Below are 26,160 nucleotides of genomic sequence, written 5' to 3'. Positions count from 1 at the left end.
TCCTTCGTGTTCCCGGGGGCTTCGCCCGGGCGTTCCGGTGAGGTGAGGTGAGGTGGTGTGAGCGGGACGGAGCGGATGCGGTAAGGGCCGGTCAGCGGTAGGCGGCCCGGGTCCGGATCCGGGCCATCGCGAGCAGGACGGCCAGCGTCGCCGTCATCAGGACGACCGCCAGCGCGGCGCCCTCGAAGAGCGACCCTCTGTTGGTGGCGCCGTAGATCTGTACGGGCAGCGGCGCCCAGTCCGGGGGATAGAGCATGATCGTGGCGCTCAACTCGCCCATCGACAGGGCGAAGCACAGCCCGGCCGCCGCCGTCAGCGACGGCAGCAGCAGCGGGATCCGGATCCGCCACAGCACGTACAGCGGGCGCGCTCCCAGGCTCGCCGCGATCTGCTCGTTCGCCGGGTCGAGCCGGGTGAGCGCCGCACCGACCGACTGGTAGGCGAAGGCCGTGACCAGCACGGTGTGCGCGAGGATCACGATCCGGGCCGTCCCGTTGAGCAGGAACGGCGGCTTCGAGAACGCCACCAGCAGGGAGAGGCCGACGACCACCGAGGGCACCGCGAGCGGCAGCATGAACAGCGTGTCGAGCACGCGTCGGGCGGCGCCGCGCAGCCGCTCGGCCGCCAGCGCGGCCCACCCGCCCGTCAGCAGGGCCAGCAGGCTCGCCGCGAGCGCGGTCAGCAGGCTCGTGGTGAGGGCGTGCGGCGAGTCCCCGCGGCCGATGTCCCGGTAGTGCGCGAGCGTCGGGTGCGAGGGGAAGGGGCCGCTCCAGTGGGTGGCGAACGACGCCGCCACGATCACCAGGAACGGCAGCGCGAACAGCGGCAGGAAGAGGACGAAGAACACCGTCCAGGCCGTCCACCGGCCGGACCTACTGGACACCAGCACGGCGCGCACCTCCCACGGCGCGGCCCGACAGGGCCCGGTAGAGCGTGTACAGCGTCACCGACAGCGCCACCGAGACGATCGCGACCACGCACGCCCCGGGGTAGTCGCCGTCGAGGATCGCCTTGCTGTAGACGAGCATCGGGAGCGTCGTGACGCCTTTGGCGCCGGTGAACAGGACGATGCCGAACTCGTTCAGGCACAGGACGAGGACCAGGCTGCCGCCGGCCGCCAGCGCGGGCATCGCCTCGGGCAGCACGATCTGTCGGACGATCCGCGGCGCCCGCGCGCCCAGCGAGGAGGCCACCTCCAGTTGCGCCGTGTCCACCTGGGAGAACGCGGCCAGCAGCGGACGCATGACGAAGGGCGTGAAGTAGGTGATCTCGGCGAGCAGGACGCCCCACGGGGTCCGCAGGAAGGTGAAGGGGCCGTCCGCCGCGCCGGTCACGTCCGTCCACAGGCCGTTGGCCATGCCCACCGTGCCGTAGACGAAGAGCAGCGCCAGGGTGATCAGGAAGGACGGGAAGGCGAGGAAGATGTCGATGAAGCGGCTCAGTGTCCGGCCGCCGGGAAACGGCACGAAGGCGATCACCAGGGCCAGGACGAAGCCGAGCGCCAGGCAGCCGGCGGTCGAGGTGACCGCGATCCACACGGTGTTCCACAGCGCCCTGCGGAAGGACTCCTCCCGGAACACCCGGGTGTACGGGGTGAGCCGGTGGCCGCCCCCGTCCGGCGAGACCGACTGCCGGGCGACGAGGAACAGCGGATAGAGGAACACCAGCCCGAGCGCGCCGACCGGCGGCAGCGCCCACACCCATCCCGGCACCGCGGGCGTACGGGCGCGGCGCGTGCGCCCGGGGCTCGGGGAGTCGCCTTCGGCAGGTGTGGCCCGAGGCGGCTGCTCCGGGGCACGCACAGGGGCCGGAGCCGCCGGCCCTCCCGGGCTAGCCATGATCCGCCTCCGCCACGAGCCCGCCGGGCAGCAGCACCGCGTCCTGGGCGTCGAAGGCCAGCGCGACCTCGTCGCCGACCTTCGGCGGCTGCCTCAAGTCACCCACGTCGGCGCGTAGTTCGTGCCCGAGGGCGTCGACAAGCAGCCGGTGGGTGTGGCCGCGCCACTGCACTCCGGTGACGGTGCCCCGCAGGACGTTGACCTCGGCGTCCGAGCCCTGAGCCGGATCCGCGCCCCCCGCCCCTTCCGCCGTTTCCGGCCTTCCGGACGGTCCGGCGAGCCTCAGCAGGTGCGGACGTACGCACACGGTGGCCTCGGCCCCCGGCACCGGACGCGCCCGGCCGGACGCGTCCCGTGCCACCCGCAGCGCCGCGTCGCCCAGCCTTAACCCGCCGTCCTCGTGCGCGCGGACGGTCAGCAGATTGGCGTTGCCGACGAAACCGGCCGTGAAGGCGGTCCGCGGAGTGCGGTACAGGTCGTGCGGGGTGCCGCAGTCCTGGAGGCGGGCCTGGTCCAGGACGGCGATCCGGTCGGCGAGCGTCAGCGCCTCGATCTGGTCGTGTGTGACGTAGAGGATGGACATGTGCGGCAACTCGCGGTGCAGCCTGGCGAGTTCGGCGAGCATCCCGGAGCGCAGCCGGGCGTCGAGCGCGGACAGCGGCTCGTCGAGCAGCAGCACGCCCGGCCGGATCGCCAGGGCGCGGGCGATGGCCACCCGCTGCTGCTGGCCGCCGGACAGCTCCCGCGGGTAGCGCCGCGCGTAACCGGCCATGCCGGTCATCTCCAGGGCGTCCACGACCCGCGCCGGGATCTGTGCGCGGGGCGTGCGCCCCGCGCGGAGGCCGAACGCCACATTCTGCTCGACCCGCAGGTGCGGGAAGAGGGCGTACTGCTGCACGACCATGCCGATGCCGCGGAGGTACGGGGGCAGACCGGTGACGTCGCGCCCACCGATCAGCACCCGGCCGGCCGACGGGGCGACGAACCCCGCCACCGCGCGCAGCGCGGTGGTCTTGCCCGAGCCGGACGGCCCGAGCAGCGCCATCACCTCGCCGGGCTCGACGGTCAGGTCGAGCGCGTCGAGCACGGTCGTGCCGCCGTACGCCACGCTGACCCGGTCGAAGCGGATGCCGCTCGCCCCGGTCGCCCCGGTGGTCCCGTCCGTCCTGCCCGGCGCGCTCATCGCGCCACCCCCGCCAGCAGGTCGGGGAGTTCGGCCACCGACCGCAGGACGTGGGTGGCGCCGGCCGCCCGCAGCTCCGGCGCCGTGTGTGCGCCGGTGGTGACGCCCGCCACGACCGCCGCGCCGGACCGTACCCCGCTGAGCATGTCGTACGCCGTGTCGCCGGCCACCGCGATCTGCCGCACCGACTCGGTCCCGGTGCGCAGCAGGGCGGTGAGCACCATGTCCGGGTAGGGCCGGCCGCGGCCGGCGTCGGCCGGGCAGAGTGTGAGGTCGGCGATGTCCTGCCAGCCGAGCGCGCTCAGAATGGCGTCCTGTGTGGTCCGGGAGAAGCCGGTGGTCAGCGCGACCTTGCGGCCCTCGGCGCGCAGCCGCCCGATGGCCTCCTCGGCGCCGGGCAGCGGGGCACAGGCGCCGGAGTCGACCAGGCCGGCGTAGGCCCGCTCGAAGGCGGCGTTGGCCCGCTCGGCGCGTTCCTCGGTCCCGAACAGGGCCCGGAAGACCGTGATCTTCGACTCGCCCATGGTGGCGCGTACGTAGTCCAGGTGTTCCGCATGGAGGGGAGTGCCGGGCTCGACGCCGAGCTCCTCGGCGGCCCGGGAGAAGGCCCGCTCGACCAGGCCGTCGTCGGCCACGGTGGTCCCGGCCATGTCGAGCACGACCAGGGTCACCGGGGCCAGGACCGGGGGATTGGGGGCCGGGGTCCGCGGGGTGGCGGGGTGCGTCATGTGGTTCACCAGCCGATCTCTTGTGCGGTCGCCTCGCCGATCGCCGGGGAGCACGTCATGCCGCGGCCACCGGGTCCGGTGACCAGCCACACCCCGTCCAGCACCTGCTCGCGGTGGACGACCCGGGTGGTGTCCGCGCACTGCGCGTACACCCCGGCCCAGCGGCGGCGGATGCGCGGCAGCGGCCGGCCCAGCAGCTCGGCGGCGCGCTCGCGCAGGTGGTCGTAGGGGTCCTCGGTGACATCGAAGGCGAACGCCTCGTCGTACTCGTGGGTGTCGCCGATGGTCAGGCCGCCGTCGAGGCGCTGGACCATCAGCAGCTGCATCCGGTGGGCGGCGGCCGTGGCCGGCTGCGGCGCGCCCTCGCGCAGCGCGTCCAACGGGCCCCCCTCGTAGGCCGGGTAGTAGCGGAAGCTGTCGGCGTCGGCGACCGAGGTGGTCAGCGGCTCGTCCAGCGGGTCGGTCTGGGCCATCTGGAGCCGTACCCGGCGTACTTGCAGGGCCGGCGCCAGCTCCCTGACCAGCCCGCTCAGCCAGGCCCCGGTGGTCAGCACGACGCTGTCGCAGCGGTACCGGACTCCGTGGTCGTCGCGGACCAGCTCGGGGCCGACCTCGCGCACCTCCCGCCCGGGGACGAAGGTGTAGCGGCCGGTCGCCGCCAGGTGCGCGCGCAGCGCGGGGAGCGCGACCCGGGACTCGACAGCGGCGTCCTTCGCGCAGTACAGCGCGCCGGACAGCTCACCGCGCAACGCCGGGTTGAGGGCACGTGTCCGCTCCGGGGACAGCCAGCGGTAGCCGCGCTCGGCGGCGTCCGGCCGTCCCAGTACGTCCTGCGCCACGGCCTGCTCGGCCGCGGTGCGCACGACGGTCAGCGAGCCGTTGGCGCGGAAGCCGACGCCGGGCACCCGCGCGCCGATCTCCTCCCACAGCTCCCGGGCCCGCAGGGCGGTGTCCAGTTCCGCGCCGGCGGCCCGGCCGCCGACCCACACCAGACCGAAGTTGCGGACCGAGGCACCGCGCGCCTCACGTTCACGTTCCAGATGGACGACCTCGTGGCCGCGCTCGATGGCGTGCCAGGCGTGCATGGTGCCCAGCACCCCGGCTCCGACGACAGTGACTCTCACGGCGACGACGTTCGCCGCGGGAGATGACCGGGCTTCGACCCGCTGCGCAACGCCCAATGAACGGCTCTGCAATTTCGGACTAGACCCGTTATCATTCTGAGATATAGATGAGGAGTTCAGCGCACCGATGCTGAGGGGCCCGGCAGGCGAGGGGACCCACCCGTCGTGCCAGGTGGGGATGCTCGGGGGAACTCAGGTTCCGCGTTCCAGGTGGACGGTGAAGCTGAACCGGTCGCCCCGGTAGAGGGAGCGGACGCGTTCCAGCGGCTCCCCCGCGGCGTCACTGCTGGACCGGAGCAGCAGGAGCATGGGCAGCGCGGGCGGCGTGCCGATCAGCAGGGCCTCGCGCGGGGTGGCCAGCACCGTCTCGATGCGCTCGTCCACCACGACCGGCTCCAGCCCCATCTTCTCGCGCAGAAAGGCGTAGAACGAGGTGTCCGCGGCGAAGTCCGCCGCCAGGTGCGGGAACCGGGCAACGGAGAGGTACGTGCTCTCCAGTCCCACCCGCTCGTCGTCGGCGACCAGCACCCTCTCCATGTGCCAGACCGGGGCGCCGGCGGCCACGCGCAACTCGTCGGCGAGCAAGGGGTCGGCGGAAAGCTGTTCGAGGCCGATGAGGTGCCGGCCCGGGACCCGGCCCTGCCGTCGCACGCCCTCGGTGTAGCTGCCGGTGGACAGCGGCTGCACGAGCTTGGGACCGGCGACCACGGTGCCGCGCCCCTTGCGGCGTACGCGACCCTGGATGAGGAGTTCCCGCAGCGCCTGCCGGACGGTCTCCCGCGCGACGCCGAACCGGGCCGCCAACTCTCGTTCCGTCGGCAGCAGTCCGCCCTCCCCGAGGCGGTCGAGCAGATCTTCGAGGTGCGCCTTCACCGCGAAGTACTTCGGGACCCTGCCATGATCCGGAATGCCCGCGCGGACCGGGGCATGAGGATCAGCCGCTTCACTCACCTGTAGATCCTCTCAGATCAGAGGACCTACACCGGATGTCGGACCGATTCCCCTCCACGTTCAGAAAGCCGCGGAACTTCGCCCGCCGGTCGGTGGGCGCCGCGCCCGCCCGGCTGATCGGGGCGGCCGGAATCGGTGGCTGCCGACAGGCCGGCCGACGCCCGCACCGAGTCCGTGGACCCACCCGGGCGGACCAGGCCGGCAAGCAGTGGCCGGTAGTGGTCGAACCCGTGTACCCGTGCTCGCGGATCCTTCGCACGGTCGTCCCAGCGGCGGACGTCGACAGCGTCTCGGCCGTAGGGCTCCGCCTCGTACGCCCGCACCTCCGGCAGACCCATCGGACCGCCCTGGTAGGCCAGTGTCCGCAGCGACTCCGACGACAAGGTCTCGTGGTAGGAGGGTTCCACCGCGCACAGGTACCGCTTCGCGGCCACGTGCAGGCGCACCGGCTCGGTCACCTCGGGGCCGAACCACTCCCCCAGCAGCGCCGCGCCGTCATCGCTGTGCCGCTCGTCGCCCGCCCCGGGCAGGACGTGCCCGATGTCGTGCAGCAGTGCCGCCGCCACCAGCGCCGGTGCCGCGCCCGACCGCTCCGCGAGAGCCGCGGCCTGGAGCATGTGGTGGGCCTGAGTGATCTCCTCGCCGAGATACCGCTCGGCGGCCGCGCTCGCGAACAGCCCCGCCAGTGCGGCCAACGGCGCTTCCTCGGCCGGCCGGGCGCCGGGGGTGGTCGTCATGTCACCATCCATGAAAGGAACCTCACATACGCTTCCGGACACGCGATGACCTGCGGACGACCTGGAAATGAACGGCGCCGGGGCGCTCAGACCCAGTCGCCGATCCGCGGGACCGTGGTCCACGATCGCCCCGGGCGTGCCCTGTCCGGCCAGGAAGAACGCGCGGGAGTCCGGGACCCGCGCCGCCGGGCTGCCGCCGCAGCCGGTCGGCGACCTCGCGCCCACGACCGTCACCCGATCAGTCGTGGGCGACCTGAGAGCGCTCATTGAGTAGCCGGTCTGCGCCGACGTGAAAGGAAAGGGTGAGGCCAGGACTCGGCTCACAACAGCCGGAGTGCCTTGACCCGCCGCTTGAGCGGCCGCCGCACCAACGGCGGCAGCAGGTTGTACGACACATGGCTCAGGGTGCCCTTGACGCGGCCGTGCTTGTTCATCCGGCGGGCGAGCGCGGACCGGCGCGGATTCTGGACACCGCTGGTGGCGAGGTGGAATTCGGTGACACTGCGGAAATAGTCCGACGCCCAGACCCCCCTCGACGGGCGCTCCCCGGACGCCAGCAGTTCCTCGGCCCGGTCGACGATCAGCTCGATACCAGTGCGCTTGTTGCCGTGGAAGAAGCTGTCCCGCCAGCTGGATTCGGGGGTGCCTATCCGGTCGTCGCTGATCTGCTTGAAGGTCCGCAGCAGGCCGCTGCGCAAGAGGACCTGATTGCCATAGCGCTCATGCACACCGAGATCGAGAACAAGCGCGACCCGGCTACCCTGATCGATCGCTTCGAGGCAGGCCGTCGAGGACATGGTGATCAACAGGTCGACATCCGGCAGTGCTACATCGATCGGCGTGTAGTCGATCAAAAAGTTCGCCGGAAACTCGACGTCTTTGAGGAGATCTTCCGGATGGTGTTTCATTCGGTGGAAGGTGTCCTCGCCGAGCCGGTGTCGGGGTTTCAGTACGACGGACCGGTCGGGATGAGTGCGGGCGTATTCGATCAGCTGGGTGTAGACGTAAGTTCTCTCGACTCGGCTCGATGGAACTGTCGGCTGGTCGGCGAACAATACCCGGCGAATCGGCCCGTCCTTTGCCGGCTTCGGTGTCGAGGAGATGAACGGCAGGCCGGACAGGATGAGATTACGATCCGGCAGCCCCAACTTTTCGGCGCTGTCACGAAAGTGGGCTATGTCGTGCGCCGAATTCACCGCGACCACATCGGTGCCGCACCGGTCCAGATAACCAGCGGTGATCTTCTCGATGATGATGCCCACCCAGCCCGACACCACAACCGGGCCAGGTCCGTCGATGTCCTCGGCGGCGAGGGACAACTCGATGCTCAGTCGCTTGGTGAGAGGACCGGACAAGCCGGTGACGACGATATCCGCAGCCAGCGAAGCGGTGATCACGTCGTCCCAGCTCAAGTTCTCCACGGATTCGAAGCCTGCGTCGAGAACCTGCTGCTCCGAAAGCGCCGTCCGAATCTGCGGAACTACGACTCGGCAGGAAAACCCACGGGCTTCGAGTTCACGGCAGATACCAGCACACCACTTGAGCTGTGAGTCGAACGCGGCCACCAGTAGAGCTGTTCTCATCGGTTCCTTCGCTATCCCCATGTCGTGCGATTCGCCTCGCTGACCCCAGGCCGCAGCGCCTATTAATGGATTCAAAACATTAGCTGTCGGCCATGTCGACTGTCAAGCCCGGGTTTTGTGGGCAGTGCGACTTTCGAGAGGGCTTGTTGTGGAGTCGTCGCCGGTGAACCGGTCGACGTGCTCAGGGACGCATCGTACGGTCCTTCCGTTTTCCATTCAGCCCGAGGTCCCTTTTCCGCCCTCCCCATGAACGGAGAATGACGGCCAGGTAAAATCGACACGGCCGGGAAAAGAAGCTTTTCGCGGGAGCCGGACAGCGGCCCACGCGAGCCGGGCATCCGGGACACGGACGGGTCAGACGGTCCCGAGGTCGACCTCGACCGGGAAGGGGGCCACGGCCTTGACGACGTTGGTGAAGACCTCGCCGTCGCGGTAACGGCCGCTCGCCGCGTCGAGGACATACGTGTAGACGAGCGCGACAGCCGTGGCGGTCTGCTCGACCCGCCAGTAGAAGGGGATGCCCGCCCGCGCGTACTGCTCCACCTTCACCACCCGGTCGGTGGTCTCCGAGCCGGGGGAGACCACCTCGACCACCAGCAGCACATGCTCGGGCCGGGTCGGCGAGACATCGATCGTGTCCGCGCGGTAGACGACGACGTCCGGGCGGCGGTTGGTGAGCGGCACGTCCTGGAGCCGTACGTCGAAGTCGGTGTCCGCGTTCCACTCGGGGCCCGCGGCGGTGTCCAGCGCGTTCGCGAGAACGCGGGCCAGCCGGTTGTGCCGCTTGGACGCGCTCGGGCTCACGACGATCATTCCGTCCATCACTTCGATGCCCGCGCACTGTTCGTCGGACCAGGAGTCGTACTGCTCGGCGGTGATCCGCTCGTGCATCCACGCGGGTGCGACCAACTCGGCACTCATGACGTACCTCCCTGGCTCCGCGTACCGACGACGTTCTCAGCGTACTGTCCCCGCCCCGCCGGCACCCGCGACCGCCCGCCCGGCTGTGGGCAAGCCCTTCCGCCGCGGCGGCGCTCAGCCGGGACGGCGGTGTCCGGCGGTGCCGCGCCGGGGGATCGGCGGGATTGGCACCGCCGGTCCGCGTGAGTGTGGCTGCTCGCCGTCGCGGCGGGTTTTTCCGGGCTGCGCCCGGCCCGGCGGAAGGCACGTCTGTCGCAAGCCGCGCCCCGCCCGCTGCCGCACCGCCCCGAGCGGACCCGCACGCCCTTCCGCCGCAGCGGTGCCCTGCCGCAAGGATCCGGTACCGCCGAGCCGCAGCGTGGTTGCTCGGCGTCGCGGCGGGGCTTCTCGGGCCGCGCGCGGTCGGCCGGCGGGGGGTGGGGGGGTTGGGAGGGGGGCTCGACGGGAATCCCCCTTGTCCCATGGGTTGTCGGCCGTCACGGGGAGGGCATGTGCCGAAGTCAGGGGTCGCGTTGCGGGCGGCCGACCGGGACGAGGTGGAACAGTTGCTGGCGCGCGTCGTGGCCGAGCAGCGCGCCGGGGTGGACGCCGAGGCACTGCTCGCGCGGGCCAGGGAGCGGCTGGACGAGATCGTCGGCACCGTACCGGAGGAGTACGCGGCCTACCGCCGGGCCGTGGAGACGGATGCGCCCGCCTCGACCGGGCGGGCGCCCGCCCTGGTGGCGGGGGTGGCCGCGGTCGTGGCCTTCGGAGTGGACCTCGGGCACGGGCTGTCCGGCGGCGCCGCGCTGGTGACCGGCGCCGCCGCGGGTGCGGCGACGTTCGGCGCGGCCGCCCTGCGCGGACGCGGCGGCGCACGGCAGAGCGGCGCCGAACAGGCCCGGCTGCTGTGGCTGTCGGCGCTGGAAAGGCGCGGCGTACGCCCCTTCGTGGACGAGCAGCGGGCAGTCGTACCCGCGCCCGACCGCGCGACTCGGCAGACCGACCGCGCGACACGCGACCCCGACCGCTCGACTCGGCAGACCGACCCCGCGACGCGCAACGACCGCGGCGCCCAACAGACCGACCCCGCCACCCGCAACGCCGACCGCGCCACCCCGAAGCCCCCGCAGAAGCCGCTCCCCCAGCCCCGCCGCGCGTCCACCGACCGCAGCGCGGCGGCCCGCACCCGCGCCGTGCTCGACCAGTCCTTCGGCCAACTCCCGGCCGCCGAGGGCCCGTTCGCCGGCCGCCGAGGCCACGTCGCCCGGATCGCCCAATGGGTGCACCAGTCCCGCGCGGCCCCGGGCGTACGCCCCACCGTGGTGCTGCTGCACGGACCGGCCGGCGCCGGCCGCACCGCGCTGGCGGTGCGCGCCGCCCAGCAGCTGCGGGACCAGTTCCGCGGCGCCTGCGTCGTGGACCTGCGCGGCGCGGACGACGGCCAGACCCCGCTGCCGGTCAGGGACGGCCTGCTGCACCTGCTCAACCGGCTCGGCGCTCCCCGCGACCAACTCCTCTTCCGTGAACGGCAGGAGCGCCAGAGCCAGGAGCAGCATCTGCGCCGACTGAGCGACCAGTACCAGAAGCATCTGACCGGCGTCCCGGTGGTGATCGTGCTGGACGACGCGACGGACGCGGAGCAGGTACGGGCCCTGGTGCCCGAGCGCTCGGAGTCCCTGGTGCTGGTCACCGCCCGCGAGCCGTTCGACCTGGGGCTGCCCGAGGAGTGGACGCGCACCCTGGAGGTCGGGCCGCTCGACCTCGACGACACCTTCGAACTGCTCGCCGAGGTGGCCGAAGCGGCGGGGACGGCGACCCCGCGCCCGGAGGAGGCCGAGCGCCTGCGCGTCCTGTGCGCGGGTCTGCCGCTGGCGCTGCGGATCGCCGGCGCCGCGCTGCCCGACCACCGGGGGGCCGCTCAACTGGCCGCCGACATCGAGGTGTTCGGCCTGCGTGACCCGGTCGACCGGGTGCTGGCCCTGCGCTATCACGACCAGCCCGAGCCCAACCGCAGGCTGCTGCGGCGGCTCGCGCTCGCCGGCCGGGCCAGCTTCGGCGCCGCTGCGGCGGCCGCGCTGCTGGCCACGGACGAGGCCGAGGCCAACCGCAGGCTCGCCGAACTGGCCACCGCCGGCCTGGTCGACAACGTGCGCGGCAGCCGCTACCGCCCGCACGACCTCGTACGCCGCTTCGCCCGTGAACGGCTGCTGGACGAGGAGGACCCGGCGGAGCGGGCGGCCGCGCACGAGCGGCTGATCCGGTCGTACGCGGACCTGGCGAACACCGTGGTCCGGCTGGTCGAGGGCAAGACCTCGACCCGGGCGGGACGCTTCGGGCAGTACGGCTTCGCGTCGCTGGAGCTGGCCCTGCGCTGGCTGGACGAGGAGTCCAGCTTCATCACCGCCGCCCTGCGCGAGACCGAGGGCGTCGACCCGGCCTCCGTACAGGCGCTGCTCGGCGCGCTGTGCGACTACTGCCTGCTGCGCGGTGACCTCTACCGGCTGGGCGAGATCAGCGAGATGGCCCAGGCACGGCAGGCCGGGCGGGCGCGGTCGGGGTCCGACGAGGACCGCTCGGTGCTGGTCCGCTCGGTGCAGTGGCGTACCGGGATCGCGGCCCGGCAGCTCGGCGAGCTGGACAAGTCGCGCTCCACGCTCACCTCGGTGGTGGATCTGTACTTCGAGGCGCACCACCCGGCCGGCGCCGCCCGCGCGCTGGACAGCCTCGGCATCACGCTGCACCACCAGGGCAATCTGCGGGACGCCGAGCGCAGGCTGCGCGAGGCCCTGGAGATCCAGTCGGCGCCCGGCCTTGAGGAGGACCGGGCGTGGACGCTGCACGCGCTGGCCGCCGTGCTGCGGGACCTGGGCCGGCTCGACCAGGCGCTCGAACTGCTGCGGGAGTCGCTGGCGCTGCACCGCGAGTACGAGAGCGTGCAGGGCGAGGCGTGGGCGCATCTCCAGCTCGGCCAGGTGTATCTGCGGCTGGGCCGGGCGGCCGAGGGCGAGGCGGAGCTGCGCGCGGCCGGGCAGTCGTACGCGCTGGCCCGCGATCCGCGCGGCACCGCCTGGACGGCGACCCAACTGGCCCGGGCCCGGCTGCTGCGCGGCGAGGCGCGGGAGGCGGCCCGTGACCTGGACGAGGCGGTGCAGCGGCACCGCGGCACGGAGGATGCCCGCGGCGAGGCGTGGACGCTGTACTACCTCGGCCACGCGCTGGAGGAGAGCGGCGAGATCGACGCGGCGCTGCGGACGCTGGAGCGCTCGCGGAGCATGTTCTCGCGGATGCGGGACGTGTACGGGCTGGCCTGCGCCCGGCACCACTCCGCGCGGGTGACACGCGACCAGCGGGCGGCCCGTACCGGGAATCTGCGCAACAGCGGGTTCGCGCGGCAGTTGCTCCAGGACGCCCGGCAGGACTTCCGGCGGATCGGGGTGGAGCACGGCGAGGCGTGGTCGTGCGTGGAGCTGGCGGTGATAGACGCGGGCAACGGTCGGCTGCTGGAGGCGCTGACGCTGCTGGAGGAGGGCGCGGAGCTGTTCGCCGGGCTCGGCGACCGGCGCGGGCGGGACTGGGCGGTCTTCCTGCGGGCCACGATCCTGCCGCTGCTGGCCCCGGACGCGCAGGCGCCGGACGGCGCGGAACAGGCCCGGGAGGCGCTGCGCGGGCTGCTCGGCGACGACTACCCGGGCGCCGACCCGGACCTGGGCGAGTACGCGGAGGCGTACGCGCTGCTGCTGGACCGCGGCTCCATCGTCCCGGGCGCCCCCTGGGAGGCGTGGCGGCTGGGCATGACCCCGGGCCGCTCGACCCGTCTGGTCATGGCCGTCCCCCTTCCCGCCCGGTCCTGACGAGCCGGGACCGGGGCCCGGCCAGGCGCGGGCACGGACAGACCAGGCGCGGGCACCGGCAGACCGGGCACGGCCGGCCCCGGACAGGCGCCTCACGACCGGACCCGGGCAGGCGGGCGCCCGCCCCCGGGGCGGCCGGGGGCGGTCAGGGGGAGGCGTCAGGCGTGGGGCGCCGTCTTTTCCGGGCGGCCCGCCGCGGGCGGCGGCTCCTCCTCGAAGTCGATCTTCTTCATCTGCTTGCCCATGTTCTTCATGAGCGCCCACAGCCCGAGGGCGATGGCAGCGAAGATCACGAATCCGAGGAGCCCCGGCGTCACCTTGTTCTCGTCCAGCTCGGCTGCGAGCGGGACGAGCTGACTGAGAGCATGGGAGTGATTCACGCCCCCATTGTCGCTCAGCCCTCCCTGATGCCCGCAAAGAGGTCGTCCTCAGGCAGCGAGACGTCCACCCGTGACTGCGCCAGCTCGTAGTCCTCGGTCGGCCAGACCTCCCGCTGGACATCCATCGGCACCCGGAACCAGCCCCCGTCGGGGTCGATCTGGGTGGCGTGGGCGAGCAGCGCCTTGTCGCGGATCTCGAAGAAGTCCCCGCACGGCACATGCGTGGACAGATTCCGCTCGGGCCGGGCGAACTCGTCCCACCGCTTGAGCCAGTCCTCGTACGGCGACTCCAGGCCGCGGGCGAGCAGCGCCTCGTGCAGGGTGAGCGTGCGCTGCTTGTTGAAGCCCTGGTTGTAGTAGAGCTTCAGCGGGGTCCACGGCTCCCCGGCCTCCGGGAAGCGCTCGGGGTCACCGGCGGCGTCGAACGCCAGCACCGAGATCTTGTGGGTCATGATGTGGTCGGGGTGCGGATAGCCGCCGTTCTCGTCGTACGTGGTGATCACGTGCGGGCGGAACTCGCGGATGAGTTTCACCAGCGCGCCCGCCGCGAACTCCACGTCCTGGAGGGCGAAGCAGCCCTCGGGCAGCGGCGGCAGCGGATCGCCCTCGGGCAGCCCGGAGTCGACGAAGCCCAGCCAGGACTGGCGGACGCCGAGGATCTGGCGGGCCTCGTCCATCTCCTTGGCCCGCACCTCGTGGATGTGTTCCTCGATATAGGGGTCGCCCTGGAGTTTGGGGTTGAGCACCGAGCCGCGCTCGCCTCCGGTGCAGGTCGCCACCAGTACGTCCACCCCCTCGGACACGTACTTGGCCATAGTGGCCGCGCCCTTGCTCGACTCGTCGTCGGGGTGGGCGTGAACGGCCATGAGTCGAAGCTGCTCAGTCAAGGCTGGGTCCTCAAGGTCTTCGGGTGTCCGACCCCCTCCATCGGCCGGGAGGGCGCCTCCTATAGTGACCGAGTGAGGGGGCGAAATAATTCCGCGGTCCCCGAACGGGAGGAACGATCATGACGGCCGTGCACTCAGGCCCGCCGAACTCCCCGCCCGACGGCCGTTACGGACCGGGAGACCGCCGCTTCACGGCGGATGCCGACGCCCGCGCCGACCGCAAACTGAAGATCGCCGCCATCGTACTGGGTGCGTTGACCGTTCTGGGCGTCGGCTGGTACGGCTGGCACTCCCTCACGGGTGACAGGATCAGTGCCCAGGTTGTCGCCTTCAAGGCCGTCTCCGACCAGTCCCTGGAGATCCATCTGGAGGTCCACAAGGGCGCCGGCACCGTCGCGGTGTGCACCGTGCGCTCGGTGGACGAGGACCACAACGAGGTCGGCCGCAAGGACGTGCGCATCGACCGGCACGCCCGGCAGGTCGACACCGTGGTGACGCTGCGCACCACCGCCCGCGGCTCGACCGGCGAACTGCTCGGCTGCCAGGCCGTGTCGCGCGGCTGACCACCGCGGCCCGGAGCTCTCGCTCCCCCTCCCGGCGCTTACTCGCTCCCTTCCACGACCAGTAATTGTTAGGCTCGTGGTTTCGTCCCGGCAGCCGGTGGCAATGCAATTGTTCATCGGGCCCACGCCCGTACCGGCCGCGGGGACGTCCGGCTGCCGCGCACGCGGCGGCACCGTCCGCGGGGAGTCCGCCGGACAGGCACACGGCACGACACAGTACCGACGAGGAGCACCTGTGACCCAGACCAGCGACAACGTCACCTGGCTGACCCAGGCGGCGTACGACCAGCTCAAGGCCGAGCTGGAGCATCTGTCTGGTCCGGCGCGCGCCGAGATCGTCGCAAAGATCGAGGAAGCCCGCCAGGAAGGCGATCTCAAGGAGAACGCCGGCTACCACGCGGCGCGCGAGGACCAGGGCAAGCTGGAGCTGCGCATCCGGCAGCTCAACCAGATCCTGGAGACCGCCAAGGTAGGTGAGGCCCCGGCGGACGACGGTGTGGTGGCACCGGGCATGGTGGTCACGATCGCCTTCGACGGCGACCCGGACGACACGGTGACCTTCCTGCTCGGCTCGCGCGAGGGCGTGGCCGACGATCTGGAGACGTACTCTCCGCAGTCGCCGCTCGGCCGGGGCGTGACCGGCAAGAAGACCGGTGACGACGCCACGTACGAGCTGCCGAACGGGAAGATCGCGTCGGTGCGCGTCCTCGATGTGAAGCCGTACCAGGGCTGAGTGCCCGCCACAACGACAAGGGAGCCCCGGCCGTCGGAACGGCCGGGGCTCCCTTCTGCCGTGGGCACGCAGCCGCGGTACGGCTACACGGTCGCCGAGCGGTACTTGCGGACCGCGAGCGTGCGGAAGACCGCGACGATGATCACCGACCAGATCAGGGACGCCCACACCGGGTGCTGCATCGGCCAGGCGCTGGAGTGGACGACGCCGGGGTTGCCGAAGAGCGTACGGGCCGCCTGAACGGTGGCGCTGAACGGGTTCCACTCGGCGACGTGCCGCAGCCAGGGCGTCATCCCGGCCGGGTTGACGAAGGCGTTGGAGACGAAGGTCACCGGGAAGAGCCAGATCAGGCCGCCGGAGGTGGCCGCCTCCGGGGTGCGCACCGACAGACCGATCAGCGCGCCGATCCAGGAGAACGCGTACCCCAGCAGGAGCAGCAGCGCGAAGGCGGCGAACATCTTCGCGATGCCGTGGTGGATCCGCCAGCCGACCAGCAGGCCGACGCCGGTCAGCACGACCAGGGTCAGCACGGTCTGCACCAGGTCGGCCAGGGTACGGCCGGTGAGCACCGCGCCGCGCGACATCGGCAGCGAACGGAACCGGTCGATCAGACCCTTGTGCATGTCGTCGGCGATGCCCGCGCCGGCGCCCGCGGTGGCGAAGGTGACGGTCTGCGCGAAGATGCCCGCCATCAGGAACTCGCGGTACGCGGCCGCGTCGGAGGTGCCGCCGACGTTGACGGACCCGCCGAAGACATAGCTGAAGAGCACCACGAACATGATCGGCTGGATCAGCCCGAAGATCACGACCTCGGGGATGCGCATCATCCGCAGCAGATTGCGCTTGGCGACCACGAGCGAGTCGTGGGCGGACTGGAGCAGCCCGCCGCGCGGGGTCGGGGCGAGGGTGCCCCCGGGGACGTCGGTCACGGCGCTCACTTGGCGGCCTCCTTCTTGCCCGGGCCGGCTGCCGCGTCGGTGCCCTCGGTGCTCTCGGCCTCCTCGGCCGCGTGGCCGGTGAGCGAGATGAACACGTCGTCGAGGGTGGGGCGGCGCAGCCCGATGTCGTCGATCTCGATGCCGTCGCCGTCCAGGTCGCGGATGACCTCGGCGAGCAGCTTGGCACCGCCGACCACGGGGACGGTGATCTTGCGGGTGTGCTGCTCGACCTTGGCGTCGCTCTTGCCGTAGCGGGCCAGCACCCGGGCGGCGTCCTCGATCCGGTCCCGCTCGTGGACCACGACCTCGACGCGCTCGCCGCCGGTCTGCGCCTTGAGCTGGTCGGAGGTGCCGCGGGCGATCACCAGGCCGCGGTCGATGACGCAGATGTCGTGCGCGAGGTGGTCGGCCTCCTCCAGGTACTGGGTGGTGAGCAGCAAGGTGGTGCCGCCGGCGACCAGTTCCTGGATCACCTCCCACAACTGCTGGCGGTTGCGCGGGTCGAGCCCGGTGGTGGGCTCGTCCATGAACATCACCGGCGGGCTGACCACGAGGGCGGCGGCCAGGTCCAGCCGGCGGCGCATACCGCCGGAGTAGGTCTTGGAGACGCGGTTGGCGGCGTCGGTGAGGTGGAACCGCTCCAGCAGTTCGTCGGCGCGCGCCCGGGCCCTCTTGGGGCTCAGCTGGTAGAGCTGGGCGACCATCGTCAGGTTCTCGCGGCCGGTCAGATACTCGTCCACCGCCGCGAACTGCCCGGACAGGCCGATGTGCCGCCGGACCTCGTTGGGGTGCTTGATGACGTCGATCCCCGCGACGACGGCTTTGCCGCTGTCGGGTTGGAGCAGGGTGGTCAGGACACGGACGGCGGTGGTCTTTCCCGCGCCGTTGGGCCCGAGCAGTCCGAGAACGGTGCCCTCCGGCACGTCCAGATCCACTCCCCCCAGTGCCCTGACGTCGCCGAAGGTCTTCACGAGACCTTCGGCGTAGATGGCGCCCGGCATTGTCTTCGCTCCCGTCCGTTGCTGTGCTCATGTGCTGTGCTGACGTCCGTCACGCGGTTACGGCTGATGCCTAGGACCGGTGTCCCGGCCGAAACTCATCGGCCGGCGGTCGACGGGCGCGCCGCCGTGGCCGTACGGAGGGCGCGCCTACGCGATACGACGCGAGGATGCCAGACGCGATATATCGCGTCAACCGAATAAACCGAACGGCCCCCGCGGAGCACGCGCGCCGGCCCACTCAGCCGGTCAGCGGCTCGATGAGCAGCACGCCGTTGAAGCCTATGACGGCCGCGACCACGGCGATGCCCAGGACGGTGGTCGCGCGGCGGTTCACCAGGTCCCCCATGATGTCGCGGCGGGCGGTGAACGCGATGAGCGGCACGAGCGCGAAGGGGATGCCGAACGAGAGTGCGACCTGGCTGAGTACGAGCGCCTGCGTGGGATCGACACCGGCGGCCAGCAGCCCCAGCGCGGGCAGGACGGTGACCAGGCGGCGTACGAGGAGCGGGACCTGACGGCGCAGAAAGCCCGCCATGACGACCTGGCCCGCGTAGGTGCCGACGCTGGAGGACGCCAGGCCCGCCGCCAGCAGCGCGAGGGCGAACGCCAGGGCCGCGGAAGAGCCGAGCGCGGCCCCGAGGTGGGCGTGCATGGCCGGGAGGCTGCCGGTCGTCATGTCCTGCCCGCCGAAGGCGACGGCGGCCACCACCAGCATGGTCATGTTGACGACCCCGGCCAGGCCGAGCGCCACGCCGATGTCGAGCCGGGTCGCCCGCAGCGCGGTACGCCGCTGGCGGGCGTCGGCCGGGCGGTGCCGCTGGGTGAGCGAGGAGTGCAGATAGATGACGTGCGGCATCACGGTCGCGCCCACGATGCCGGCCGCGAGCAGGGTGCTGTCGGTCCCGTCGAGCCGCGGTACGAAACCGCCCGCCAGCCCGGCCGGGGCGCCCGCGCGGAAGGTCTGGTAGCAGAAGCCGGCGAACACCACGGCGAGCATGGCGACGACGGCGCTCTCGAAGCGGCGTCTGCCGCGCTGGGCCAGCGTCAGCACGCCCATCCCGACCACCGCGGTGAGCAGCGCGGCCGGCAGCATCGGCAGGCCGAACAGCAGGTTGAGCGCGAGGGCGCCGCCGACGAACTCGGCGAGGTCGGTGGCCATGGCCACCAACTCGGCCTGGAACCACAGCCCCCGGCTCATCCACCGCGGACACCGCTCCCGGCACAGCTCGGCCAGGTTGCGGCCGGTGGCGAGTCCGGCCTTGGCCGAGAGGTACTGCACGAACATGGCCAGGACGTTCGCCGCCGCGATGACCCACAGCAGCAGACAGCCGTGGCGGGCGCCGGCGGTCATGTTGGTGGCGAAGTTGCCGGGGTCCACGTAGGCCACGGCGACGACGAACGCCGGACCGCAGAGCCCGGCGAGCGCCGCCGCCCGGGACGCGACCGGACGCGCCCGGCCCGGGTGGAGGCCGCGCGGCGGCCGGGTGGCCCCGGGGTACGGCGTCGCGTCAGGCACCCCGACCGCCGCGGACGGGCGGGGCCGACGGCCGCCGGTGGGACGCCCGCCAACGGCGGCGCAGCGCCGTCCGCGCCGCCCCCGCCGAGGCGACGGCCACCGCCAGCAGCCGGTCGGGCCCCCGGCCGAGCGTCAGTCCGCTGACCAGCGCCACCAGCAGCAGCGCGGTCAGCACCGCGGGCGGGCCGCCCGCGGCGAGCGCGGTACGGCGGCGACGGGACGGTACGGGAATCCGTCTCATCGGCAGGGGCCTCCTCAACAGGTCGGTGCGGGACGGTGGTCCGGTCCTGGCCGCCGCACGGCCCCGGGCGGGGACGGGCCTCGCGCCGACCGCCGCACGGGTCAGCGGGATCCGCGGAGGATGTCGGGGCCGGGGCCGACCGGCGGCGTGCCGTAGACGAAGTAGGTCTCGGTGGGCAGGTTGGTGCCGCCGATGGCGGTGCCCGTGTCGATGTCGGCCATCGTCCAGGTCCGCATCTCGAAGTCCGGTTCGAGCACCAGGAATCCGGGGTCGCCGAAGAGCTCGATCCGGTTGCCGCCGGGTTCGAACACGTAGAGGAACGAGCTCTGCGTGATGCCGTGCCGGTCCGGCCCGGCCTCGATGGTGATGTCGTAGTCCCGGAACATCTCGGCGGCGTCGCTGGTGTGCTGCTGCACGCCGTAGTAGAAGGCGACGTGGTGCAGCCGGCCGCGCGCGCCGCGGGCGTCCCGCATGACGGCGACGTCATGGCTGAGCAGGCTGCTGCTCAGCCAGACGCCGGTCTCGACGTCGCCGTCGACCACCCGTTCACGGGTCCGGAGGCCGAGGTGGCGCTCGAAGACCTGCCGGACCGGCGACACCTCGTTGGCCAGCAGATTGAGGTGGTCGATCCGCTTGATCGGCAGTCCGTGCAGCGGCTTCTTCGAGGCCCGGCTGAGGATCTTGCTCTGGAGTTCGGGCGGGGCCTTGTACTTCTCGACCTCCCAGAGCAGATGCAGATTGTGGCCGTCGGGCGACTCGAACTCGTAGGTCTTGCCGTAGCCGAAGTCGCCGTCGGACCACTGGCCGCCCTGGTTGCCGTCGCGCAGCGACTTGATCCGGCGCTCCAGCGCCTCGGGCGAGGACGTGCGCAGCGCGGCGTGGTCCATTCTGGGCTCGGGGCCCTCGGTGATCTTGAGGCTCCACTGGTACGGGTCCTCGTAGCCGCGCAGATAGACGGACTGGCCCTCCCTGTGGGTCTCGTACATGCCCAGCAGGTCCTTGAAGAACCAGAGCGTGCCGTCCGGATTCGGTGTGTGCAGTTCCACGCGGGCCAGATGGGCGATCTCGTGGCGGTAGAGGTCGTCGTCGGTCATGGTCTGTCCCCTCCTCGGACGGCACGCGCGGTGCCGTCGGTCAACTCGGGTGCCGGCGGCGGCCGGCGGGACCTGCGCTCAGGGGGCCGCTCAGGGGGCCGGGGGCGTTCCGGCGCCGCGCTCCGCGATGGTCACGTCGCCGGCCGCCCAGTGGGTCGGCGGGATCTCGCGGACGACCACGCGGATGTTGGCCAGCGGGGCGCCCACGGCGCGCTGCGCGGCCTCGGTGAGTTCGTGGATGAGCCGGCGGATCTGTTCGGGAGTCCGTCCCGTGCCGAGGGACACGTCGATGAACGGCATTCTCAGCCTCCTGCGATGGTGAGGGATCCGAGGGTGGAGAAGTGCGCCGCGACCCGGGCGCCCGGCCGGACGTGGACCGCGTCGGTCATGCCGCCGGTCAGCACGACCGCGCCGGGTTCGATCGCCAGGCCGCGCTCGCCCAGGCTGTTGGCCGCGAAGGCCAGGGCCTCGGCCGGATGGCCCAGCACGGCCGCGCCGGTCGCGGAGTCGACGATCCGTCCGTCGACCTCCAGCAGGCACGCCTCGTGCAGCAGGTCCATGCCGTCCGGCGACCTGCCGACCGGGCCGAGCACGAACAGCCCGGAGGAGCTGTTGTCCGCGACCGCGTCCTCCATGGTGAATTTGAAGTCGTGATAGCGGCTGTCGATGATCTCGACGCCTCCGTAGACCCGGTCCACCGCGCGCAGCGCGGTCGCCGCGGTCACCCCGGGGCCGGCCAGCCGCTCGCCGAGCACGAAGACGATCTCCGGTTCGGCCCGGGGGTGGATGAGCCGTGCCCGCGGCAGCGGTACGTCGGCGGGCAGCACCATGGCGTCGGTGAGCCAGGCCAGCGAGGGCGCGTCGATGCCCATCCGGATCTGCTTGGCCCGCGAGGTCAGGCCGAGCTTGACGCCGATCAGCGTCTCGCCCCGGCCCAGCCGCTGACGCAGCGCCTCGTACTGCACGGTGTACGCGGTGGGCAGGTCGAGGTCGGGCCAGTGCTCGGTGAGGGGTCCGCGCGCGGTCACCGAGCGCTCGGCCGCGAGCAGGATCTCGGCGGCGCGCCGGACGTCTCCGGATCGGACTTCCAGTGCCTCGGTCATGGCCGGGCCGCCTCCTTCGGGCGTGGGCGAGTGTGCGGGAGCAGGGCGGATCTCCGGCGGGGGGAGCCGCCGGTACGGGCGCAAGGTGCGGGTGCGGGGCCCGGGGGCCCGGGACGGGACGACAGGACGTGGCAGTACGGGTGCGGGACGGACGGGACGTGCCGGTACGGGTGGCGGTACGGGTGGCAGTACGGGCCGTGAGCGGACCGTGCCCGTACCGGGTGGCTCGCGCCGAAGGCGTTCGGCGCGCCCTCAGCGCTCCACCGCGGCGGTCACGGCCCCCACCCCGGCCACGGTCGCGCTCACCGTGTCGCCGGCCCCGACCGGGACCGACGGTGTGACGGACGAGACCAGCACCAGCTGGCCGGCTTCGAGGGCGGAGCCCTCGGCGCCCAGGGCGTTGGCCGCCCAGACCACCGCGTTGAGCGGCGAGCCGAGCGCCATGCCGCCGGCGCCCGTCGCGGCCACGGCCCCGTTGAGGTACAGCACGAAGCCGGCCAGCCGGAGGTCGGTCCCCGCGAGGGCCACCGGGGTGGTGCCGAGGACGACACCGCCGCAACCGGCGTTGTCGGCGACCAGTTCGGGCGCGGAGCGGGCCCCTTCCTCGACCCGCGAGTCGGTGATCTCCAGGGCCGGCAGCACGAACTCCACCGCCCGGGCGGCGTCGGCCACGGTGCTGCCGGGGCCGCGGAGCGCCCCGCCGAGGACGAAGGCCAGCGCCGGTTCGATCCGCGGCTGGTGCAGCCGGGCGGCGTCCAGGGACAGCTGCCCGGCGTGGAACATACCGCCGGTCAGCCGGCCGAGCACCGGTTCCCGTACGTCGAACTCCCGCTGCGCGGGAACGGACGCCAGGCCCACCTTGAAGCCGCGGAGCCGGTCGCCGTCCGCGACACGGTGGCGCACCTGTTCCCGCTGGATCTCATAGGCGTGGGACAGGGTGAGATTCTTGTCGTCGTCAATGACCGACCTGACGGTTCTTCCGGTCCGATAGGCATCGGTCAGAGTGTGGGCAGCGTCACTCAGGACTTCGGGTTTCAATGGGTCCTCTTCCAGCAGCCGCCGTACCCGGCGGTCAACGGACACGGATCATCACGGCCCGGGGTTCGGTGAAGAAATCACGCGAGAACTGCCCGCCTTCGCGCCCGATACCGCTGATTCCCTGACCGCCGAAGGGCAGCCGGAGATCGCGCTCGAAGAAGCAATTGATCCACAGCGTGCCGGCCCGCCAGAGCGGCGCCAGCCGATGGGCGCGGTCGAGATCGGTGGTGAACAGAATCCCGGCCAGTCCGTAAGGGCTGGAATTCGCCAGACGCAGGGCCTCCTCCTCGGTGTCGAACGGAATCACCGTCTCCACCGGGCCGAAAATCTCCTCCTGCGCGGTACGTGATTCATTGGTCAGTCCGGTGATCACCGTCGGCGGGTAGTAGAAACCGTCGGCCAGATCGCCGTCCACCAGCCGCGACCCTCCGGTGATGACCGTTCCGCCCTCTTGTCGGGCGAGTTCGACATAACCGTGCACCTTTTCCAGATGCCGCTGTTCGATCAGCGGTCCCATGAAGGTTTCGTCGTTCCTGGGGTCGCCGACGACGAGTTTTTTCGTTTCCTCGACGAATCTCTCCAGAAACTCGGGGAGGATGCCGCGCTGTACGAAGAGCCGGGAACCGGCCAGACAGACCTGCCCGTTCCCCGCGAAGATCGCGCGGATCGCCTCGGGCACGGCGACGTCCAGATCGGCGTCGTCGAAGACGAGGGTGGCCGACTTCCCGCCCATCTCGGCCGAGACCGGGGTCAGATGGGCGGACGCGGCCGCCATGACCCTGGCCCCCGTGGCGCTGGAGCCGGTGAAGGTGATGCGGTCCACCCGGGGATCGGAGGTCAGCGGGCCCGCGACCTCGTCGCCGCCGAAGCCGTGCACGACGTTCAGCACGCCTTCCGGCAGCCCCGCGGCCAGCGCCAGCTCACCGAAGCGCGACGCGGTCAGCGGTGTCTGCGGTGCGGGCTTGAGCACCACGGTGTTGCCGAACGCCAGCGCCGGCGCGATCTTCCAGGTGGCCAGCATCAGGGGCGCGTTCCACGGGCTGATCGCGCTGACCACGCCCGCGGGCGGGTACAGGGTGTACGAGAGCACCGGCCCGTCCGGGTACGCCTCGTTGGCGGCCATCGCCGCGTAGTCGGCGAAGAACCTGAGGTTGTGGGCGACCCGGGGCACCTCGCCGTGCCGTGCCTGACGGATGATCTTGCCGCTGTCCAGCGTCTCCAGCTCGGCCAGCTCGTCCCGGTGGGCGTCCACGGCGTCGGCCACGGCATGCAGGATCTTCCACCGTTCCTTCGGTGTCATCCTCGGCCAGGGGCCCTCGTCGAACGCCTTTCGCGCCACCGCGACGGCCCGTTCGCCGTCCAGCGCGGTGCCCCGGGCCACCGTTCCGATCACCGAGTTGTCGTGCGGATTCCTCGTCTCGAACGTCTCGGCGTCCGCCGAGTCGACCGCCCTGCCCCCGATGAGATGGCGGACGTGCCGGATGCCGACCGCCGGGTCGATGCCGGCCGTCATCGGGAATTCCTTCCCGTGCGCCGACGGCACCGGAAAACGGGCCGTTCCATCAATAAGAAGTGGGAAATTTCACACGCCGACATATCGCACCCCGATCGATTCCCGGACCACTGAAGAGCGGCTGCGCCTCACGACATCCACGGGGGGAAAATCGGAACCCGGCATTCCGGCGAAACCCGAAAGCGTCCCCCGTGCGGTTCACGGTGCATACGTCCTTCAATCTTCCACACCGATCCACGGGCGTCAACGGCCCCTAAGATCAACGACACCGCACATCCGTAAAAACCCTAGCTCAGCAGGTTTCATAAACCTGAAACCTATCCTTCGCATACATGCACACGAAGGCTCAGCAAACGGACATAAAGTTCGTTCGTGCCCGTGCAATCCCGTGCGATACGGATCATCGGCCCACGACCTGCGTAAACCCGGCGCCGACATATGTTCGTTGACTGTCGTCGGAAATCCGGGGTAGTCTCACATCGGCAGCTCGATACGGGGCGTATCAGCGCTGCCCTGTGAGCGCAGATACGCCGATGCCGAACCATTGCGAATCCGCAGCCCGGCATGTTGCAGCCGGCTCCTCGAAAGCATGCGGAACAGGGCGCGGACATTCCTCTCCACCCATTCCGGGCGTTTGATCTCTCTCTTTGCTCTTGCGGCCGGACTGAGGCGCGAAAACTAGGGGGCGTGCCAAGTCATGGGCTCCAATGAATCGCATCACACCATGGAGATAGGCGTTGTCGGGGGCGGAGCGTCCGCCGTCTGCCTGCTCGACGCCCTGGCCGAGACCGACGCGGCGCCGGGAGGCGTCACCGTCTTCGAAGCGGCCGCGCATCTGTGGCGCGGCCGGCCGTATCAGTCCGACTTACCCACCGTCCGGGTCAACATCCCCCCGGACGGCATGTCCGTACGGTTCGGTGACAAGGGGCACTTCCGGCGCTGGCTGATCGAACGTGATCTGGCCTTCGGCTCGGAAGCGGACTTCGAGGACCCGTTCAGCGGCATGCGCTTCGTCCCGAGGGCCGTCTTCGGGCGCTATCTGGAGCAGTCGGCCCTGGAGGCGCTGGTCCGCCTCCAGGAGCGCGGCTGGCGGGTCCGCGTGGTCCGCGAGGGGGTGAAGAGCGCGACACCGGCCGGCCGCCGGATCGTCCTCGGCACCGACGGGGGACGGCAGTTCACGGTCGACCGCGCGGTGCTGTGCGTCGGCCGCGGCGCGCCCGAGGACTTCTACTCCCTGTCCGGGTCCCCCGGATTCATCAGCGACCCCTATCCCCTGGCCCGTTCGCTCGACTCCATCGACCCCTCCGACGAGGTCGGGGTGATCGGCAGCGGTCTGACCGGGGTCGACGTCGTCGTGTCGCTCGCCGCGCGGGGCCACCGCGGGGGCATCAGGATGCTGTCGCGCAGCGGAGTGCTCCCGCTCGTGCGGCAGAAGGCGAGTCCGTACACGCTCCAGCACTTCACCCCGGAGCGGTTCCGCGCGGCCGCCGCGGAGGGCCGCGTGATGACGCTCGACGACCTGGTCGACGTCATGCGGGCGGAGTTCGAGGCGGCGGGCGAGGACCTGGGCTCGGTGGCCGAGGAGATCGCCGCGTTCCAGGACGGCGATCCGGTGACGTCCCTGCGCCGGCACCTGGCCGCCGTGGGCTCGCCCAGCCGGGCGCTGCGCATCCTCCAGCAGGCGGTCCCGGCCACCGGTCCCGATGTGTGGCCCCTGCTGCCCGAGAGCGAGAAGAGCCGTCTGCTGACCACCCACTACCGCACGGTGATGAGCCTGTGCTGCCCGATGCCGCCGGCCTCGGCCGCCACGCTGCTGGAACTGGTCGACTCGGGACAGCTGGAGATCGTCTCCGGTGTCCGGCACATCGCGCCGACCGCCGACGGCCGGTTCGTCGTCCACACCGCTGGGGGCGGCCCCTCCTACCAGGCGGACACCCTCGTCAACGCGGTGAACACCTCCGCGCAGGGCATCCCGCGCAAGGCCCGCCCCCTGATCGCGTCCCTGACCGGGGCCGGACTCGCCGAGCGCCATCCGCGCGGCGGGCTGCGGGTCGAGCGGGCCACCAGCCGGCTCGTGGTCAAGGGCAAGCCCGAGCCGAGGCTGTACGCGCTGGGCGACCTGGCGGCCGGCAGCCTCTTCTTCACCTTCGGCCTGCCCTCGATCGTGGACCGCGCCCATGACATCGCCGGTGCCGTCACCGGCGGGCCCGGCGCCGTCACCTCCCTGACCGACGACGCCCTGCAAAGCGCCTGAC

The 26,160-nt window shown here is 71.6% G+C and carries 24 protein-coding genes; 4 read left to right on the top strand and 20 right to left on the bottom strand.

Going from position 1 to position 26,160, the window contains the following annotated elements; genetic code table 11:
* Nucleotides 1-91 precede the first annotated feature (91 nt).
* The 9 genes from OHA30_RS23135 to OHA30_RS23095 all read right to left on the bottom strand — a co-directional run bounded on the left by OHA30_RS23135 (nt 92) and on the right by OHA30_RS23095 (nt 9,065).
* A complete protein-coding gene (locus tag OHA30_RS23135; RefSeq protein WP_328915778.1) occupies nt 92-889 on the bottom strand; it encodes an ABC transporter permease in 798 nt (265 codons plus the stop codon).
* A complete protein-coding gene (locus OHA30_RS23130; RefSeq protein WP_328915777.1) occupies nt 873-1,838 on the bottom strand; it encodes a 2-aminoethylphosphonate ABC transporter permease subunit in 966 nt (321 codons plus the stop codon). The genes OHA30_RS23135 and OHA30_RS23130 overlap by 17 nt, the downstream gene beginning before the upstream one ends.
* Nucleotides 1,831-3,021, bottom strand: a complete 1,191-nt coding sequence (locus OHA30_RS23125) for an ABC transporter ATP-binding protein (protein ID WP_328915776.1) — start codon at nt 3,019-3,021, stop codon at nt 1,831-1,833. Before OHA30_RS23125 ends, OHA30_RS23130 begins: the two co-directional genes overlap by 8 nt.
* On the bottom strand, nt 3,018-3,749 hold the full coding sequence (locus tag OHA30_RS23120) for a phosphonatase-like hydrolase (RefSeq protein ID WP_328915775.1): 732 nt from the start codon (nt 3,747-3,749) through the stop codon (nt 3,018-3,020). The genes OHA30_RS23125 and OHA30_RS23120 overlap by 4 nt, the downstream gene beginning before the upstream one ends.
* A gap of 5 nt (nt 3,750-3,754) precedes the next feature.
* Nucleotides 3,755-4,873: a TIGR03364 family FAD-dependent oxidoreductase gene (locus OHA30_RS23115; protein WP_328915774.1), complete on the bottom strand. Its 1,119-nt coding sequence runs from the start codon at nt 4,871-4,873 to the stop codon at nt 3,755-3,757.
* 192 nt (nt 4,874-5,065) lie between these two features.
* On the bottom strand, nt 5,066-5,824 hold the full coding sequence (locus OHA30_RS23110) for a GntR family transcriptional regulator (protein WP_328915773.1): 759 nt from the start codon (nt 5,822-5,824) through the stop codon (nt 5,066-5,068).
* A gap of 26 nt (nt 5,825-5,850) precedes the next feature.
* The gene (locus OHA30_RS23105; protein WP_328915772.1) at nt 5,851-6,561 is read right to left on the bottom strand and encodes an HD domain-containing protein; all 711 of its coding nucleotides are present in this window, start codon (nt 6,559-6,561) and stop codon (nt 5,851-5,853) included.
* A gap of 320 nt (nt 6,562-6,881) precedes the next feature.
* Nucleotides 6,882-8,126, bottom strand: a complete 1,245-nt coding sequence (locus OHA30_RS23100) for a DUF6716 putative glycosyltransferase (RefSeq protein WP_328915771.1) — start codon at nt 8,124-8,126, stop codon at nt 6,882-6,884.
* A gap of 372 nt (nt 8,127-8,498) precedes the next feature.
* Nucleotides 8,499-9,065 (bottom strand): Uma2 family endonuclease, encoded by a 567-nt coding sequence (locus OHA30_RS23095; protein ID WP_328915770.1) that lies wholly within the window; start codon nt 9,063-9,065, stop codon nt 8,499-8,501.
* A gap of 491 nt (nt 9,066-9,556) precedes the next feature.
* Between OHA30_RS23095 and OHA30_RS23090 the strand changes: the two genes are divergently transcribed.
* Nucleotides 9,557-12,898, top strand: a complete 3,342-nt coding sequence (locus OHA30_RS23090) for a tetratricopeptide repeat protein (RefSeq protein WP_328915769.1) — start codon at nt 9,557-9,559, stop codon at nt 12,896-12,898.
* 158 nt (nt 12,899-13,056) lie between these two features.
* On the opposite strand, the gene OHA30_RS23085 is transcribed toward OHA30_RS23090, so the two are convergent.
* Nucleotides 13,057-13,278 carry a hypothetical protein gene (locus OHA30_RS23085; RefSeq protein ID WP_328915768.1) on the bottom strand — a complete coding sequence of 74 codons (222 nt, stop codon included), beginning with the start codon at nt 13,276-13,278 and terminating at the stop codon, nt 13,057-13,059.
* A gap of 14 nt (nt 13,279-13,292) precedes the next feature.
* Entirely contained in the window at nt 13,293-14,165 is an 873-nt protein-coding gene (gene mca, locus OHA30_RS23080) for a mycothiol conjugate amidase Mca (RefSeq protein ID WP_328915767.1), read from the bottom strand.
* A 119-nt stretch (nt 14,166-14,284) separates the two neighbouring features.
* Here mca and OHA30_RS23075 point away from each other — a divergent pair, with 119 nt between their 5' ends.
* Entirely contained in the window at nt 14,285-14,728 is a 444-nt protein-coding gene (locus tag OHA30_RS23075; protein ID WP_328915766.1) for a DUF4307 domain-containing protein, read from the top strand.
* Nucleotides 14,729-14,963: 235 nt separating this feature from the next.
* Nucleotides 14,964-15,461 carry a transcription elongation factor GreA gene (greA, locus tag OHA30_RS23070; RefSeq protein ID WP_328915765.1) on the top strand — a complete coding sequence of 166 codons (498 nt, stop codon included), beginning with the start codon at nt 14,964-14,966 and terminating at the stop codon, nt 15,459-15,461.
* Between the two features lie 83 nt (nt 15,462-15,544).
* Here the strand turns inward: greA and OHA30_RS23065 are convergent, their stop codons facing one another.
* The 9 genes from OHA30_RS23065 to OHA30_RS23025 form a co-directional block, all read right to left on the bottom strand.
* Nucleotides 15,545-16,399 carry an ABC transporter permease gene (locus tag OHA30_RS23065; protein ID WP_328915764.1) on the bottom strand — a complete coding sequence of 285 codons (855 nt, stop codon included), beginning with the start codon at nt 16,397-16,399 and terminating at the stop codon, nt 15,545-15,547.
* The gene (locus OHA30_RS23060; protein ID WP_328915763.1) at nt 16,396-17,400 is read right to left on the bottom strand and encodes an ATP-binding cassette domain-containing protein; all 1,005 of its coding nucleotides are present in this window, start codon (nt 17,398-17,400) and stop codon (nt 16,396-16,398) included. Before OHA30_RS23060 ends, OHA30_RS23065 begins: the two co-directional genes overlap by 4 nt.
* Nucleotides 17,401-17,638: 238 nt before the next feature.
* Nucleotides 17,639-18,916 (bottom strand): Nramp family divalent metal transporter, encoded by a 1,278-nt coding sequence (locus OHA30_RS23055; protein ID WP_328915762.1) that lies wholly within the window; start codon nt 18,914-18,916, stop codon nt 17,639-17,641.
* On the bottom strand, nt 18,909-19,157 hold the full coding sequence (locus tag OHA30_RS23050) for a hypothetical protein (RefSeq protein ID WP_328915761.1): 249 nt from the start codon (nt 19,155-19,157) through the stop codon (nt 18,909-18,911). The genes OHA30_RS23055 and OHA30_RS23050 overlap by 8 nt, the downstream gene beginning before the upstream one ends.
* A 101-nt stretch (nt 19,158-19,258) precedes the next feature.
* Entirely contained in the window at nt 19,259-20,251 is a 993-nt protein-coding gene (locus OHA30_RS23045) for a VOC family protein (RefSeq protein ID WP_328915760.1), read from the bottom strand.
* A 90-nt stretch (nt 20,252-20,341) separates the two neighbouring features.
* Complete coding sequence (locus tag OHA30_RS23040) at nt 20,342-20,551, bottom strand: tautomerase family protein (protein ID WP_328915759.1); 210 nt, start codon at nt 20,549-20,551, stop codon at nt 20,342-20,344.
* A gap of 2 nt (nt 20,552-20,553) precedes the next feature.
* Nucleotides 20,554-21,354, bottom strand: a complete 801-nt coding sequence (locus tag OHA30_RS23035; protein WP_328915758.1) for a 2-keto-4-pentenoate hydratase — start codon at nt 21,352-21,354, stop codon at nt 20,554-20,556.
* A gap of 252 nt (nt 21,355-21,606) precedes the next feature.
* The gene (locus OHA30_RS23030) at nt 21,607-22,392 is read right to left on the bottom strand and encodes a 2-keto-4-pentenoate hydratase (protein ID WP_328915757.1); all 786 of its coding nucleotides are present in this window, start codon (nt 22,390-22,392) and stop codon (nt 21,607-21,609) included.
* 34 nt (nt 22,393-22,426) lie between these two features.
* Nucleotides 22,427-23,905, bottom strand: coding sequence for an aldehyde dehydrogenase (locus OHA30_RS23025; protein ID WP_328915756.1), 1,479 nt, complete (start codon nt 23,903-23,905; stop codon nt 22,427-22,429).
* 724 nt (nt 23,906-24,629) lie between these two features.
* On the opposite strand from OHA30_RS23025, the gene OHA30_RS23020 reads away from it, so the two are divergent.
* A complete protein-coding gene (locus OHA30_RS23020) occupies nt 24,630-26,159 on the top strand; it encodes an FAD/NAD(P)-binding protein (RefSeq protein WP_328915755.1) in 1,530 nt (509 codons plus the stop codon).
* The last annotated feature ends 1 nt before the right edge of the window (nt 26,160 follow it).

The organism is Streptomyces sp. NBC_00223 (assembly GCF_036199905.1).
GTDB lineage: Bacteria > Actinomycetota > Actinomycetes > Streptomycetales > Streptomycetaceae > Actinacidiphila.
The sequence above is the reverse complement of the archived record's forward strand: the minus strand, read 5'-3'. Positions and strand labels throughout refer to the sequence as shown.